The 14575-nt window shown below is 64.8% G+C and carries 17 protein-coding genes and 1 tRNA gene; 11 read left to right on the top strand and 7 right to left on the bottom strand.

What is annotated here, in order from left to right:
- The 10 genes from J7396_RS12470 to J7396_RS12425 form a co-directional block, all read left to right on the top strand.
- Window positions 1-189: hypothetical protein (locus J7396_RS12470; RefSeq protein WP_209261521.1), on the top strand; the 189-nt coding region annotated here is incomplete at its 5' end.
- Between the two features lie 2 nt (window positions 190-191).
- Window positions 192-341 carry a hypothetical protein gene (locus tag J7396_RS12465; protein WP_209261520.1) on the top strand — a complete coding sequence of 50 codons (150 nt, stop codon included), beginning with the start codon at window positions 192-194 and terminating at the stop codon, window positions 339-341.
- The gene (locus J7396_RS12460) at window positions 334-2850 is read left to right on the top strand and encodes a DNA methyltransferase (RefSeq protein WP_209261519.1); all 2517 of its coding nucleotides are present in this window, start codon (window positions 334-336) and stop codon (window positions 2848-2850) included. The genes J7396_RS12465 and J7396_RS12460 overlap by 8 nt, the downstream gene beginning before the upstream one ends.
- On the top strand, window positions 2847-3116 hold the full coding sequence (locus J7396_RS12455; protein ID WP_343237465.1) for a hypothetical protein: 270 nt from the start codon (window positions 2847-2849) through the stop codon (window positions 3114-3116). The genes J7396_RS12460 and J7396_RS12455 overlap by 4 nt, the downstream gene beginning before the upstream one ends.
- Window positions 3117-3118: 2 nt before the next feature.
- On the top strand, window positions 3119-4027 hold the full coding sequence (locus tag J7396_RS12450; RefSeq protein WP_209261518.1) for a recombination-associated protein RdgC: 909 nt from the start codon (window positions 3119-3121) through the stop codon (window positions 4025-4027).
- A 3-nt stretch (window positions 4028-4030) separates the two neighbouring features.
- Window positions 4031-5248, top strand: a complete 1218-nt coding sequence (locus tag J7396_RS12445; RefSeq protein ID WP_209261517.1) for a hypothetical protein — start codon at window positions 4031-4033, stop codon at window positions 5246-5248.
- The gene (locus J7396_RS12440; protein WP_209261516.1) at window positions 5245-5685 is read left to right on the top strand and encodes a hypothetical protein; all 441 of its coding nucleotides are present in this window, start codon (window positions 5245-5247) and stop codon (window positions 5683-5685) included. The genes J7396_RS12445 and J7396_RS12440 overlap by 4 nt, the downstream gene beginning before the upstream one ends.
- Window positions 5685-5897: a hypothetical protein gene (locus tag J7396_RS12435; RefSeq protein WP_209261515.1), complete on the top strand. Its 213-nt coding sequence runs from the start codon at window positions 5685-5687 to the stop codon at window positions 5895-5897. Before J7396_RS12440 ends, J7396_RS12435 begins: the two co-directional genes overlap by 1 nt.
- On the top strand, window positions 5890-6252 hold the full coding sequence (locus tag J7396_RS22560) for a hypothetical protein (protein WP_244669635.1): 363 nt from the start codon (window positions 5890-5892) through the stop codon (window positions 6250-6252). The genes J7396_RS12435 and J7396_RS22560 overlap by 8 nt, the downstream gene beginning before the upstream one ends.
- Complete coding sequence (locus tag J7396_RS12425; protein ID WP_033482667.1) at window positions 6239-6463, top strand: AlpA family phage regulatory protein; 225 nt, start codon at window positions 6239-6241, stop codon at window positions 6461-6463. The genes J7396_RS22560 and J7396_RS12425 overlap by 14 nt, the downstream gene beginning before the upstream one ends.
- 44 nt (window positions 6464-6507) lie before the next feature.
- Here the strand turns inward: J7396_RS12425 and J7396_RS12420 are convergent.
- From J7396_RS12420 to recX, 4 genes are all read right to left on the bottom strand, one after another.
- Window positions 6508-6600, bottom strand: a tRNA-Ser gene (locus J7396_RS12420).
- Window positions 6601-6683: 83 nt separating this feature from the next.
- Window positions 6684-6896 (bottom strand): carbon storage regulator CsrA, encoded by a 213-nt coding sequence (gene csrA / locus J7396_RS12415; RefSeq protein ID WP_003481884.1) that lies wholly within the window; start codon window positions 6894-6896, stop codon window positions 6684-6686.
- Window positions 6897-7035: 139 nt separating this feature from the next.
- Entirely contained in the window at window positions 7036-9684 is a 2649-nt protein-coding gene (alaS, locus tag J7396_RS12410; protein WP_008574630.1) for an alanine--tRNA ligase, read from the bottom strand.
- Window positions 9685-9785: 101 nt separating this feature from the next.
- On the bottom strand, window positions 9786-10274 hold the full coding sequence (gene recX / locus J7396_RS12405; protein WP_057681521.1) for a recombination regulator RecX: 489 nt from the start codon (window positions 10272-10274) through the stop codon (window positions 9786-9788).
- 16 nt (window positions 10275-10290) lie between these two features.
- Between recX and J7396_RS12400 the strand changes: the two genes are divergently transcribed.
- The gene (locus J7396_RS12400) at window positions 10291-10554 is read left to right on the top strand and encodes a hypothetical protein (RefSeq protein WP_008574633.1); all 264 of its coding nucleotides are present in this window, start codon (window positions 10291-10293) and stop codon (window positions 10552-10554) included.
- Window positions 10555-10571: 17 nt separating this feature from the next.
- Here the strand turns inward: J7396_RS12400 and recA are convergent, their stop codons facing one another.
- The 3 genes from recA to ubiB form a co-directional block, all read right to left on the bottom strand.
- The gene (recA, locus tag J7396_RS12395; RefSeq protein WP_008574635.1) at window positions 10572-11606 is read right to left on the bottom strand and encodes a recombinase RecA; all 1035 of its coding nucleotides are present in this window, start codon (window positions 11604-11606) and stop codon (window positions 10572-10574) included.
- Between the two features lie 172 nt (window positions 11607-11778).
- Complete coding sequence (lexA, locus tag J7396_RS12390) at window positions 11779-12420, bottom strand: transcriptional repressor LexA (RefSeq protein WP_008574637.1); 642 nt, start codon at window positions 12418-12420, stop codon at window positions 11779-11781.
- Between the two features lie 87 nt (window positions 12421-12507).
- Window positions 12508-14184 carry a 2-polyprenylphenol 6-hydroxylase gene (gene ubiB, locus J7396_RS12385; RefSeq protein WP_209261514.1) on the bottom strand — a complete coding sequence of 559 codons (1677 nt, stop codon included), beginning with the start codon at window positions 14182-14184 and terminating at the stop codon, window positions 12508-12510.
- Between the last annotated feature and the right edge of the window lie 391 nt (window positions 14185-14575).

The raw sequence follows: 14575 nt of genomic DNA, 5'->3' as shown, positions 1-14575 counted from the left end.
GCCGTACGCACAGCGCGCGCGCGCATGAGCACCACGCAGACACCGGAACAGCGCGCCGCCCTTGCCCGCGCCAAGAAGCCCGGCGCGCACCCGTGGCGCATCTGGCAAGGCACCGCAAACCAGGAGCGCGCCGTCGCGCGTCGCGCCGAAACCATCGCCCCCTACACCACCAGGTTGATCACCCGATGAGTATGCATCCGACCGATAGGCTTGCTGCCCTGGATTGGGCTCTGGCGCGCGCACGTGAAGCCGGCAAGTCCGACGAGCTGGTGCGGCTGACGCACGTGCCCGCCCTGCAGGAACTTCGCGACGAAGCGCAGCGGGAGGCTCGCGGTGGCTGACCCCTACCGCGAGTTCCTGGAGCGCAAGGTGCGCGTTGCCCCGTCGCTCGGCTTCGACGTGTCGCCAGACGACGTGCACCCGATCCTCAAGCCGCACCAGCGCGACAGCGTTGTATGGGCGTGCTCTGGCGGACGCCGCGCCCTCTTCCAGCGCTTCGGCCTCGGCAAAAGCATGCAGCAGCTAGAGATCATGCGTCTGGCCCGCGCGCATGCCGGCGGTGCCGTCGGAATCGTGGTGCCGCTGGGCGTGCGGCAGGAGTTCCGCCGCGACGCCGGCAAGCTGGGCCTGGAGACGCGCTTCGTGCGCACGAGCGCCGAGGTGGATCAGGACTTCGATGGCATCCACCTGACCAATTACGAGAGCGTGCGAGACGGCAAGCTCGATCCCAACCTCTTCACCGCCGCGAGCCTGGACGAGGCGTCGGTGCTGCGCAGCTTCGGGTCGAAGACCTACCAGCAGTTTCTGACGCTCTTCGATGAGGTCCGGTACCGGTTCGTTGCAACGGCGACCCCCAGCCCGAACCGATACAAAGAGCTGATCCATTACGCCGGCTTCCTGGGCGTCATGGACACCGGCCAGGCCCTAACCCGCTGGTTCAAGCGCGACAGCACTCAGGCCAACAACCTGACGCTGTACCCGCACAAGGAGCGGGAGTTCTGGCTATGGGTCGCGAGCTGGGCGCTGTTCCTGCAGAAGCCATCTGACCTGGGCTACAGCGATGAGGGCTATGACCTGCCGGAACTGACCGTGCACTACGTTGAGGTGCCGGTGGACCACGCCAGCGCCGGTGCCGAGCGAGACGGCCAGGGCAAGCTGTTCCGAGATGCAGCGATGGGCCTGAAGGATGCCGCGAAGGAAAAGCGCGACACGCTGGCCGCGCGCGTGCAGGCGGTGCAGCAGGTCATCGCCGCGCGACCCAATGATCACTGGCTGATCTGGCACGACCTGGAAGCCGAGCGGCATGCGCTGCAGGCGGCCATCCCGGCAGCGGTAAGCATCTATGGCGATCAGGAACTCGACGAGCGGGAACAGGCGGTCATCGACTTCAGCGAAGGCGTGATTCCGATCCTATCGGCGAAGCCAGTCATCGCCGGCAGCGGCTGCAACTTCCAGCGGCATTGCCACCTGTCGGTCTATGCCGGCATCGGCTTCAAGTTCAACGACTTCATTCAGTCCATTCACCGCATCCAGCGGTACCAACAAGCGCACCCGGTGGAGGTGTGGATCGTCTACGCCGAGAGCGAGCGCGAGGTGCTGGCCAACCTGCAGGCGAAGTGGACGCGCCACGAGGAGATGGTAGAGAAAATGAGCGAGATCATCAGGGAATACGGCTTAAGCAAGGCCGCGATGGCGCAGGTGCTGCAGCGCTCGATCGGGGTGGAGCGGATCGAGGCCACCGGTACCGGCTGGACCGTCGCTAACAACGACTGCGTGGTGGAGACGCGCGGCATGGCCGACAACAGCGTCGACCTGATCGTGACCTCGATCCCGTTCGCCAACCACTACGAGTACAGCCCGAGCTACAACGACTTCGGGCACACCGACGACAACGCGCACTTCTGGGCGCAGATGGATCACCTCAGCACGCAGTTGCTGCGGATCCTCAAGCCCGGCCGCATCGCCGCCATCCACGTGAAAGATCGGATCCAGTTCGGCGCGGTGACCGGCGCCGGCGTACCGACCGTCAGCCCGTTCCATGCCGAGGCGATCTTCCACTACCGCTCGCACGGGTTCGACTACATGGGTCTGATCACGGTCGTGACCGACGTGGTGCGCGAGAACAACCAGACCTACCGCCTGGGCTGGTCGGAACAGTGCAAGGACGGCACGAAGATGGGCGTCGGCTCACCGGAGTACATCGTGCTGCTGCACAAGCCGCAGACCGATCGCAGCCGTGGCTATGCCGACGAGCCGGTGCGGAAGCAAAAGGCGGATTACACGAGGGCACGCTGGCAGGTCGATGCGCATGCGTTCTGGCGATCGAGTGGCCGCCGGCAGCTGACCGCCGACGAGCTGGCGCAGCTGGGCCCGGACAAGCTGGCCAAGCTGTTCACCGAGTACTCGCTGCGCGAGGTCTACGACTACGAGACCCACGTACGCATCGGTGAGGAGCTGGAGGCTCGCGGCGCGCTGCCGTCGACCTTCATGTCGCTGGCGCCTGGCAGCCATGACCCGGACGTGTGGCACGACGTCAACCGCATGCTCACGCTCAACGGCGAGCAGACCCGGCGCGGCCTGGAGAACCACATCTGCCCGCTGCAGTTCGACATCGTCGACCGCCTGATCCAGCGCTTCAGCAACGCCGGCGAGCTCGTGTTCGATCCGTTCGGCGGCCTGTTCACCGTGCCGTATCGGGCACTGAAGCTGGGCCGCCAGGGGCGCGCCGCCGAGCTGTCCACGGCTTATTTCATGGACGGGGTGAAGTACCTGCAGGCCGCCGAGCGCGAAATGGCGATGCCGGATCTGTTCGCAACGATGGAACCCCAGCCGCAGGAGCAGGCAGCGTGATCGCCCTCCTCGGCCGCGGCCTCGACGCCATCCTGCAGCACGACCTCGCCGGCATGCCGCGCCAGATCACCGGCGCCGCGCGCCTGCACCGCTACGAGTGCGCCTGCCAGCTGCGCCGGGCCCAGCTCTCGCCAGAAGCCCGCGAGATCGACCAGCTGCGCGAGCAGTTCGGCCGCAACTACCAGACCGCCTGGCGCAACGGCCAGCGCCCAGACCTCACACAGCTGCCGCAGCACTTCGCGGCGGCCCACACCGATTCGGAGTGACCATGTTCTTTCGCAACCTCACCATGTTCCGCTTCCCCACCTCCCTCGACCTGTCCGCCGTCGAGGAGCTGCTGCCCCAGTGCACGCTCAAGCCAGTCGGCCCGCTGGAGATGGCCTCCCGCGGCTTCGTCTCCCCGTTCGGCCGCGAGGAGACCGAGCAGCTCAGCCACCGGCTGGGCGACTTCCTCTGGCTGGCCGTCGGCGGTCAGCACAAGATGCTGCCCGGCGCGGTCATCAATGACGCGCACGAGCAGAAGTGCGCCGAGATCGAGAAGCGCGAAGGCCGCCGGCCGGGCGGCAACGCGCGCAAGCGCCTGAAGGACGACATCATCCACGAGCTGCTGCCCAAAGCCTTCGTGCGCAACTCGCGCACCGACGTGATCCTCGACCTGGCGAACGGCTTGGCCATCGTCGACACATCCAGCCGCAAGGTCGGCGAAAGTGTCGTGTCGGAGATCCGCGGCATGCTCGGCAGCTTCCCGGCCCTGCCACTCAACGCCGAGGTGGCGCCGCGCGCCGTGCTCACCGGATGGATCGCCGGCGAGCCGCTGCCGGAATCGCTGAGCATCGGCGAGGAGGCCGAGCTGCGCGACCCGATCGAGGGCGGCGCCATCGTGAAGTGCCAGCACCAAGAGCTGCGCGGCGACGAGATCGACAAGCACCTGGAGGCCGGCAAGCAGGTCACCAAGCTGGCGCTGGTGCTGGACGACAACCTGTCTTTCGTTCTGGGCGATGACCTGGTGATCCGGAAGCTCAAGTTCCTGGATGGCGCGCTGGACCAGCTCGACGACGTCGAGGGCGACGGAGCGCGCGCGGAGCTGGATGCGCGCTTCGCGCTGCAGTCGGCCGAGATGCGCCGCCTGTTCCTGGTGCTCGAGCAGGCGCTGCGCCTGTCGAAGGTGGAGGGCTGAGCCATGAACGAACATTCCCGCAATTCCGGACAGTTGCAGCAGCGCAGCGCAGCCGCCGGTCTGAACGAACCATTCGGAGATTCCGAACAGTTGGCACTTCCTGCCGCCGGCGTGCCGGATGGCTGGGTGTCGGTGCCGCGTGAGCCCACCGCCGAGATCATTGCAGGCGCAGCTATGGCTGCATGGCCTTGCGCGTCTCCAGCCGATATCGAAATGGCCCGCAAAGCGGCCGACATCGTTCTGGGTACAGCGTTCGACCTCGGCCCCGGGATGACGAAGGACTTGCTCGCGGCAACGATCGCGACGATGGCGCCAGCCTACCGCGCCATGCTCGCCGCAGCGCCTGCCGCCCCCATGCATCAAGCAGCGCCTGTCGAGCGGCAGGGCGCGCGGGATGCGCTCATCGACGTTACTGACCCGTGGCGTGGGCTTTATCGCGCGGAACGCCTGCGTGCCAACGGCGATGGCGACCTGTATCACCCGGATCTGCCGAGCTGGCCCGACGATCGGGAAGACGCGCTGGATAAGTTGGTGCGCGCCCAGGGCTTTGACTTCCAGGTTGTTGCCGGAGAATTCACCGAGGAGGCTATCGAGGACGGCGACGAGCTGTACTGGCAGGAAATGCGCGCGTGGAATCCGGAAGCCCCGGAGGGCGACTGGCGGCTCGCATGGAAAGGCGACACCGAGGACGGCCCCTATGCGTGGTTCGTCCGCCCGATGGCACTGCGACCGGAGCCCGAAGCAATCGCCGCCCGCCAGCCGGTGGGGGTGGAGCGCCACACAGCGGAGAGCGCACGCGCACTTGCCGAACGCGCGGTGCAGTCCGTTGAGCTGATCGGCACGTTGGCAGGACCGTCGCACGTGCAGGCCGTTGTGCGGTCCTACGCGGCTCTGGTTGCACGAAGCTGCCTGCTTTACGACGGAGGACAGCCCGCGCCTGCTGCTGTGCCGGTTGATGGCGAAACCGATGCAATCGAAGCGCTTCTGCAATTGGCTTTTGCTGCGTGGAGCCTTGCCGAAGACGCAGAAGACAACGGTGACGCGCTGACCGTCGATCGCTTGGGATTCGATAAGCTTTCGCGCTGTCTGGACAAGCTGGACGCCCTTCCTGCCGACCAGCCTGGCTATGTCATGGAGGCGGCCGCGAAAGCGCGTTGGGCGCTGCGCCGGTTACTCGCCACCCCCCCCCAGCCGACCGCGGCGAAGGATGGTGATGCGTGAGCCGCTCCGGATACAGCGACGATATGGAAGACATCTTGGCCTTCGGGCGCTGGCGCGGACGAGTGGCATCAGCCATGCGCGGGAAGCGTGGGCAGAGTTTGCTGCGGGATCTGATCACCGCGTTGGATGCGCTGCCAGAGAAGAAGCTGATCGCCCACACAGTTGAGCAGGATGGGTGCTTCTGCGCGCTCGGTGCAGTTGCGCATCTGCGCGGGACAGACCTGGATCAGGGTGTGAATGGAGGAACGGACTACGATTTCGAGGCTGATCGGGCCGCTGCTCGCCTGGACATTGCCGAGCCGCTGGCAAAGGAGGTTGTCTACATGAACGACGAGGCCTGGTTCTACAACGAAACCCCAGAGCAACGATGGTCTCGAATGCGCCAGTGGGCAGCGAGCAACCTCATCGACCAGCAGGCCAAGCCGGAGGTGCAGTGATGCCGAAATACTTCGTCGATGACATTGAGGTCGAGCGCAGCCATGCGATGAAGGTGTGGCACGGATCAAGGACTTACAGGCTGGCCAATCCGCGGACGCGCGGCTACATCTTCCTAACTGCGGAGAAGGGCGAGAGCCGGGATGGAGAGATGCAGCACCTGGCCGAGGCAGGCGTGCGCATCGCCCCGGATCGGGAGGTGCGCAATGGCTGACGGCTCCCGGCCCCTACCCCGCCAGGCACGCAACAACGGGCTCGCCGTGGGCGGTCGGCCGATCCGCGTGCCGGTCGGCAAAGCCACCGTGCGGCAGCTGCTGAAGCGCCACCTTCGCGAAGAGGGCAAGCGCATGCACGACCTGGCCGAACCCTGGCAGTGCTGCAAGCAGAACGTCTATGGCCGGTTCTGCAGCGCATGCGCCTTGGCTCCTGGCCATATTGAGGCGGCAATCACTTTCCTGCGCCTGGACGAGTTCGACGCCGCCGAGCTGCGACTGCTCGGCGCGCGCGAAGCTGGCTGGGCCATCGATACGAAATACCTGCTGGAGGAAAACCCCAATGCCCGAGACTGATAGCGACCTGCGCCTACTCGCCATGAAGGACGTGCGTGCGAAGGTAGGGCTGAGCCCTGCGACCATCTACCGTCAGGTGCAGGTCGGAAAATTTCCAAAGCCGCACAAGGTTTGCTCGCGATCGCTGTGGCTATCCACACAGGTGGACGAATGGATCGTGCAGCAGACCACTTCGCCAAGTGTGGGGCAGAACATGGGGCACGCGGCCTAGAAAATGAAAAAAGCCCCGTTTTACGGGGGCTTTCTTCTTGACACTGGCGGAGCGAGAGGGATTCGAACCCTCGATAGAGCTTTTGACCCTATACTCCCTTAGCAGGGGAGCCCCTTCAGCCGCTCGGGCATCGCTCCAGTTTTTGCTGCCTGCCGCGATGTCCGTGGCAGGCCGCGAAGAATACCGGGTAAGAGGGGCTAACGTAAACCCTTGACAACGATCAATTCGAAGAATCGTCACCGTGATGTGCGCCGGAAGCGACCGGCTCATCCCCACGCTGGATGCGCTGATAGATTTCTTCGCGATGCACAGCCACATCCTTAGGTGCGGTGATACCGATGCGCACCTGATTGCCCTTGACGCCGAGAACGGTCACGGTGACCGAGTCGCCGATCATCAAGGTTTCGCCTACCCGGCGAGTGAGGATCAACATTTTGCAAATCTCCTGGAACCGGTGGATTTCCCACCAGCATCGACGGCCTCCTGACTGAGACGCGCCCTACGTAAAGGGAATAGACCAGAAATGGTAGCGGGACATCCTGCTAGCCAGCAAGGCATAGCAGGACAAGTGTTCAGCCCAAGTGTTGCTTGACCCAGAGGGGCACACCGTCGAGTGCGGTCGCAAGGGCGGGCCCGTCCTCGCCACCACCCTGGGCGAGATCCGGACGGCCGCCGCCCTTGCCGCCGATCTGACTGGCGATGTGACCGAGGAGTTCCCCTGCCTTCACCTTGCCAGTTGGGCTGCCGTTCACACCGGCGACGAGCGCCACCTTGCCGCCCGAAGCGCCAGCCAGCACGATGACCGAATCGCCGAGCTGCTGCTTCAGGCGATCCATCGCATCGCGCAGCGCCTTGGCATCGAAGCCCTCCAGACGCACCGCGACAACCTTGACTCCGACAACATCGATCGCGCTAGCGCCCAAATCGGCAGTCGCACCCGACGCCAACTTGGCCTTGAGCGATTCCAGCTCGCGCTCCAGCCGCTTCTGGCGCTCGGTCAGTGCGCGCACCTTGTCCACCACCTCGCTGGTGTTGCCGCCGAGCAGATTGGCCGCTTCCAGCAGGCGACGTTCCTCGTCAGCCACATAGTCCAGCGCGCCCTGCCCGGTCACCGCTTCGATACGACGCACGCCCGACGACACGCCGCCTTCGGAGGTGATCTTGAACAAGCCGATGTCGCCGGTGCGGGTGACGTGGGTACCGCCACACAGCTCAGTGGAATAGCCGCCCATCTTGAGCACGCGGACGTTTTCTCCGTACTTCTCGCCGAACAGCGCCATCGCGCCGAAATCCAGCGCCTCCTGCATGGCCATGTTGTGCACTTCCACGCCATGGTTGGCGCGCACTTCGGCGTTGACCTTGCGCTCGATCACAGCGAGCTCGTCGGCAGTGATCGGCTGGAAGTGCGAGAAGTCAAAGCGCAGACGATCAGGCGCGACCAGCGAACCCTTCTGTTGCACATGCGTTCCCAGGACTTCGCGCAGGGCGGCGTGAAGTAGATGGGTGGCCGAGTGGTTGAGGATGGTCTTGCCGCGACGTTGCGTGTCGATCCCGCCGGCAAGCACATCGCCAAGCGCGAGCGCGCCTTCGCTGATGCGCCCCACATGCCCGTGGAACTGGCCTGCGAACTTCTGCGTATCGGTAACGTTGATCGACACGCCGGGGCCGCTCAGCTGGCCGCTGTCGCCGACCTGGCCGCCCGACTCGGCATAGAACGGCGTGCGGTCGGTGAACACGATCACCTCATCGCCCGCTTCCGCACGTTCGACCGGACGGCCCTGCTTGAGCAGTGCCACGACCTTGAGGGCATCGGCATCGTACGCTTCGTAGCCCAGGAACACGGTCGGCGACATGCTGGCGACCAGGTCCGCCGGCAATGCGACGCCACCGCCGAACTTGCCAGCCGCGCGCGCCGTCTCGCGCTGGCGCTCCATCGCGAACTCGAAGCCCTCCATGTCCACGCGCATGCCGCGCTCGCGCGCGATGTCGGCAGTCAGGTCGACCGGGAAGCCGTAAGTGTCGTACAGCCGAAACGCGTCGGCGCCCGGGATGATGTCCTGCGAGCGCGATGCGACCTCGTCGAAGATCTTCATGCCGGCGTCCAGCGTCTCGGCAAAGCGCTCTTCTTCGGCCAACAGCGCGCGCGCCACAGTGTCCTGCGCCACCACCAGTTCGGGATAGGCTTCGCCCATCAGCTCCACCAGCGTGGGCACCATCTTGCTGAAGAACGGCTGGCGCACGCCCAACATCCAACCATGGCGCAGCGCACGCCGGATGATCCGGCGCAGCACATAGCCGCGGCCTTCGTTGGAGGGCAACACGCCATCGACGATGAGGAAAGAACAGGCGCGGATGTGATCGGCGATTACCCGCAGCGACTTATTCTCCAGATCGGTGATGCCGGTCAGCGCACTGGCCTTGCCGATCAACGCCTGGAACAGGTCGATTTCATAGTTGGTATGGACGTGCTGCAGGATCGCAGCCAGACGCTCCAAGCCCATGCCTGTGTCCACGCACGGCGCCGGCAGCGGCACCAGGGTGCCGTCGGGCTGGCGATCGAACTGCATGAAGACCAGGTTCCAGATCTCGATGAAGCGGTCGCCGTCTTCATCCGGGGACCCCGGTGGACCACCGGCGATGTGATCGCCGTGGTCGAAGAAGATTTCGGTACACGGGCCGCAGGGGCCGGTATCGGCCATCTGCCAGAAATTGTCCGACGCGTAGGGCGCACCCTTGTTGTCGCCAATGCGTACGATGCGGCTTTCCGGGATGCCGATCATGTCGCGCCACAACGCGAAGGCTTCTTCGTCGGTGTGATAGACGGTGACCAGCAGGCGGTCGGCCGGCAGCTTCCAGACCTGGGTCAACAGTTCCCATGCCCAGGCGATGGCGTCCTTCTTGAAATAGTCGCCGAACGACCAGTTGCCGAGCATTTCGAAGAAGGTGTGGTGGCGTGCGGTGTAGCCAACCGAGTCCAGATCGTTGTGCTTGCCACCGGCACGCAGGCAGCGCTGCACGTCTGCGGCACGGACGTAGCTGCGCTTCTCCGCGCCAAGGAAGACGTCCTTGAACTGGACCATGCCGGAGTTGGTAAACAGCAAGGTGGGGTCGTTGCCCGGCACCAGCGGCGCGGATGGCACGATGGTGTGGCCCTTCCCCTCGAAGAACGCGAGGAAGTCACTACGAATCTGGGAAGTGCTGAATTTGGCGGGTGCGTTCATGTGCTGGCATTGGGCGGGCGGCAGTCCCGGTCACCCAATGACATGTGGGCGCAGATGAGCGGAACAACCTGAAACCACGAAGGGTAGCAGGCCTGACGCCCTCAGTCCTCAAGGTCGAAGCGCGTGGCGGCGCGAATGCTGTTGCCGTCGAAACCCCGCCGGGCCAGCAGATCGGCGGCCTTGCGCCGCTGCGGAAGGTCGGTTGGGCCTTGTTCGCCGAACCGACGGCGGATCAGGTCGCGCGCGTTTTCGGCCCAATCCCCTTCGAAGGTCGCCAAGGCGGCACTGATGGCCTCGCTATCCAGGCCATGGGTCCCGAGCTCGGCACGAATATGCAGCGGGCCATAACCAGAACCGGCGCGATTGCGCACCACTGCAGCAGCGAAGCGGGTGTCGTCCTGCCACCCCTCGTCCGTGAGCCGATCGACGGCCGCCTGCGCCGCATCTGGCTCGATTCCGCGAGCCAGCAGCTTGCGGTTCAATTCCTTGCGCGAATGTTCGCGCCGCACCAATAGGCCGAGTGCACGCTGGACCGGCGTCTGTTCCTTGAACCGGCGCCCCCGCTTTGGTGCGGGCTCTTGCTCGTCCATCGTTGAGGTGTCCCGAATGGCCAAGATCAGTTACGACATCAATGCGCCGTCCATGGCGCCTGCCCTCCTGGCCTTCGATAGATCTACCGCGAGAAGCGACGGCACTGACTCCGCCGTCCCCGCGATAGAAAAACTTCAAACACGCTCGAACCTGCTGCCCCAGCGCCGGGCGGACGTGGGCGGCAATGGAGCGGTGGCGTACCGTGCGAGGTTCCGCCCACCGCTCACCAATAGCATCACCGTCACCGACTCCCGGCAAACCGACTCCGGCGACTGGTGATGTTGTGAGGCTGCAACTTATTCCTTGTCTTCGTCGTCGCCGGCCTCGCGCGGTGCTTCGGCAGGCTGGAACTTCTCACGCAACTCGGCTTCCAGCCGGGTCGCAACCTGCGGGTTGTCGCGCAGGTAGGTCCGTGCGTTGTCCTTGCCCTGCCCGATGCGCTCATCGCCGTAGCTGTACCAGGCGCCGGCCTTGTCGACCAGCTTGGCTTCCACGCCCATGTCGATCAATTCGCCCTCGCGGCTGATGCCTTCGCCATACAGGATTTCGGTCACGACCTGCTTGAACGGAGGCGCCAGCTTGTTCTTGACCACCTTGATCTTGGTCTGGTTGCCGATGATCTCGTCGCCCTTCTTGATCGCACCGATACGGCGAATATCCAGACGCACCGAGGCGTAGAACTTCAGCGCGTTGCCGCCGGTGGTCACTTCCGGGCTCTGGCCCGGCATCATGACGCCGATCTTCATGCGCAGCTGATTGATGAAGACCACCAGCGTATTGGAGCGCTTGATATTGCCGGTGAGCTTGCGCAGCGCCTGGCTCATCAGGCGAGCCTGCAAACCAGGCAACTGGTCGCCCATCTCGCCTTCGATTTCCGCCTTTGGCGTCAGTGCGGCAACCGAGTCGACCACCACGATATCAACCGAACCCGAGCGCACCAGCATGTCGGCAATTTCCAGTGCCTGCTCACCGGTATCGGGCTGCGACAGCAGCAGGTCGTCGACGTTGACGCCCAGCTTGGCCGCATAAATCGGGTCCAGCGCGTGCTCGGCGTCGATGAAGGCAGCGGTGCCGCCGTTCTTCTGGCACTGGGCGATGGCTTGCAGGGTCAAGGTGGTCTTGCCGGAGGATTCCGGGCCGTAGATTTCGACCACGCGGCCCTTCGGCAGGCCGCCGATCCCCAGGGCGATATCCAGCATCAGCGAGCCGGTCGGGATGACTTCGACTGCCTCGATGACGCGGTCGCCCATGCGCATGACCGAACCCTTGCCGAATTGCTTTTCGATCTGGCTCAGTGCGGCGGAAAGGGCGCGCTTCTTGTTCTCGTCCATCTGGGTGATCCTCGTCAGTGATTTCGGTATGGGGCTAATGTAGCGGCGGTGTATCGCACAGGCTGAGACTGCAGGCGACACACTCAGATTAGGGAGGCGGAAGGTCCCGTGGCAGCGGGAAATCCTGCGGTGCCAGCTCGGAGAAACGCCGGCACGGCCATCGGCACAGACCTCAGCGGTTAGGCCTCAACAGTCCGCAATACAGTCCTTCAATCGCGAAATCCTGATCCGGTAGCACCTCAATGGGCGCGTAGTCTGGATTGCGCGGCAACAGCCGAATACGGTCCTTGCCGATCTTCAGCAGCTTTACCGTGATTTCCTCATCGATCCGCGCCACCACGATCTGCCCCGAGCGCGCGTCGCGGGTACGGTGCACGCCGATCAGATCGCCATTGAAGATGCCTTCGTCGCGCATCGAATCGCCTTGCACCTTGAGCAGATAATCCGGCGAGGGCGAGAAAAACACACGATCCAGTACAACGAAGTCGTCCGAGCCGATATCGGCACCGATCGGCAAACCCGCCGCGACGCGGCCCAGCACCGGCAGGCGCAGCACATCGTCGCGGGCGGCCTCGCTCACCGGAGCCGTGCGTGTCTGCGCACCCTGCCCGGCCAGCCGTATCCCGCGCGCCTGGCCTGGAACGCGGCGGATCGCCCCCGCATGCTCCAGCGCTTCCAGGTGATATTGCGCCGCGCGGACGCCCTTGAAGCCGAACGCGCGCGCGATCTCGGTCTGCGACGGCGGAACACCATCGGCATCGATGCGCTCGGCGATCAAGGCCAGGATTGCTTGCTGGGTGTCGGTCAGGTCCATGGTTAGTAGTATTACTACTAACGAGCGCCTGCGCAAGTGTTCACCGCGCCGTGCCCGCACGCCACCACGATGCCCGCGCGTCGCGCGCTAGCGCCGGCTTCTCCAGATCGAAAACAGAATCCAGATGCCGCATAGCGCCGCGCCGATGAAACCGCCCACGCCCAGCGCGAGCAACCAGCGGCTGGCGCTCCCGCCGACGCTGTTCATGACGATGGAGGAGCCGATCACCAACGCGGCAGTCACGATCCCCATCGTGAGGCGATTGGCCGCGCGGTCGACCTGCTCGCCGAACTCGCGCAATGCGCGTGTTTCGATCTGAAGCTGCAGCTTGCCGCGGCGTGCGGCTTGCAACAGGCGCTTGAGGTCGCGCGGCAGATCGCCGATCAGGTCGATCGCGCCAGTCACGGTCCGCCGGCCGCGCCGCACGATGGCGCGCGGCGCATAGCGCTGCAACACCACGCGTTCCAGATACGGGCGCGCCTCGGTGGCCATGTCGAAATCCGGATCGAGCTGACGCCCCATGCCTTCCAGGGTGAGAAAGGCCTTGATCATCAGCGCCAGATCCGATGGCAGCGTCAGCCCGTGATCGCGCAGGATGGAAGTGACGTCGCCAAGCATTGCGCCAATACGCAATTCTTTCAGCGGCACGCCGCGATACTCGTCGACGAACGCGCCGATGTCTTGCTGCAAACGCGCCTCGTCGATCTCCAGGCTGGTGCCCGCCCATTCCAGCAAGACGTCGATCACTGCTTCGGCGTCGTAGCTGACCATGCCGTGCAGCAGTTGTGCGACCTGAAACCGACGCTGCTCGGAGACGCGCCCGACCATGCCGAAATCGATGACCGCGATGCGCCCGTCGCGCAGGTAAAAAATGTTCCCCGGATGCGGGTCGGCGTGGAAGCAGCCATCCTGCAACACCATCTTGAGCACGATGCCGGCACCGGCACGTGCGAGCGCCCTGCGATCCAGGCCGGCCGCATCGACGGCGAGCAGATCGCGCCCCGGAATTCCATCGATGAATTCCTGCACGTTGAGCGACTCGCAGGTCCACTCCCAGTACACCGCCGGCACCACCACCTGCGTATCGTGCGCGAAGTTGGCGGCGATGCGTTCGGCGTTGCGCCCCTCCGCAGCGAAGTCCAGCTCGCGTCGCAGCGAGACGGTAAATTGCTGCACCACCTCGGAAGGACGGTAGCGCTTGAGATCCGGTGCGCGGGTTTCGACGATTTCAGCAAGCCGGGCGAGCAGGCGCAGATCCGCGTCGATGGTGTCACCGATATCGGGACGACGAATCTTCAATACCACCGGCGTGCCATCGACCAACCACGCGCGATGGGTCTGTGCCAGCGAGGCGGCCGCCAGCGGTTGTTCGTCCAGTCGCGCGAAGACGGTTTCCGGCTCCATGCTCAGCGCAGCAACCAGCTGTGGGCGAATCTGCTCGAACGGCAGCGCCGGCACCGCGTTCTGCAGCTCGCTCAATTCTTCGATCCACTCCGGTGGCAGCAGATCCACACGCGTGGCCAGCACCTGGCCCAGTTTGACGAAGGTGGGTCCGAGCTCTTCCAGTGCACGCCGCACGCGCATCGCTGCGGACATGCGCAACCGGCCCTCGGCGTTCTGCCAATGCAACAGCCTGCCGGCGCGCTCAAGCACATCGGCCATGCCGATACGACGCACCACATCGCCGAAGCCGTAGCGGATCAGGACCGAGGCGATTTCCTGCAGCCGCCCAAGATCACGTACCGTGCCGAGTGCTTCCCACATCAGCGCACCGCCTGCCAGCGCGTTGCGCTCAGGCGCTGCGTGACACTGCAGTAGATAGCAGCCTGCAACGCGGCGATCGATGGGACAGGAGCAAGAAACGAATGCATTGGCACGCGGGGCGGTGAGCGGACCTTGTTTGTAGCCGATCTGCCCTCCGCTGTCGCGCTCTCGCCTCGTCCAAGCTCAGCGCAGGTTGCAAGGCGCGCGCGGTACATGCGCAACAGGCAGCGTTCGCTGATGAGCTGCCTGCACCCGGGTTGCGCCATTGTCGCTTCGCAGCCTCGTTGCCGGATGTGCCAAGTAACGCGTCCGCGCAGCGTGCTGCAGCGGCGTGTCGACAACGAGGCCCAGCCAGTTCTTGGGACGGCGCTCGGTCACGGCCTTGGGTTTC

The sequence above is a fragment of the Xanthomonas sp. A1809 genome, assembly GCF_017746015.1.
Lineage (GTDB): Bacteria > Pseudomonadota > Gammaproteobacteria > Xanthomonadales > Xanthomonadaceae > Xanthomonas > Xanthomonas euvesicatoria.
Note: the sequence above shows the minus strand (reverse complement) of the source record. Positions and strands in the feature narration are given on the sequence as shown.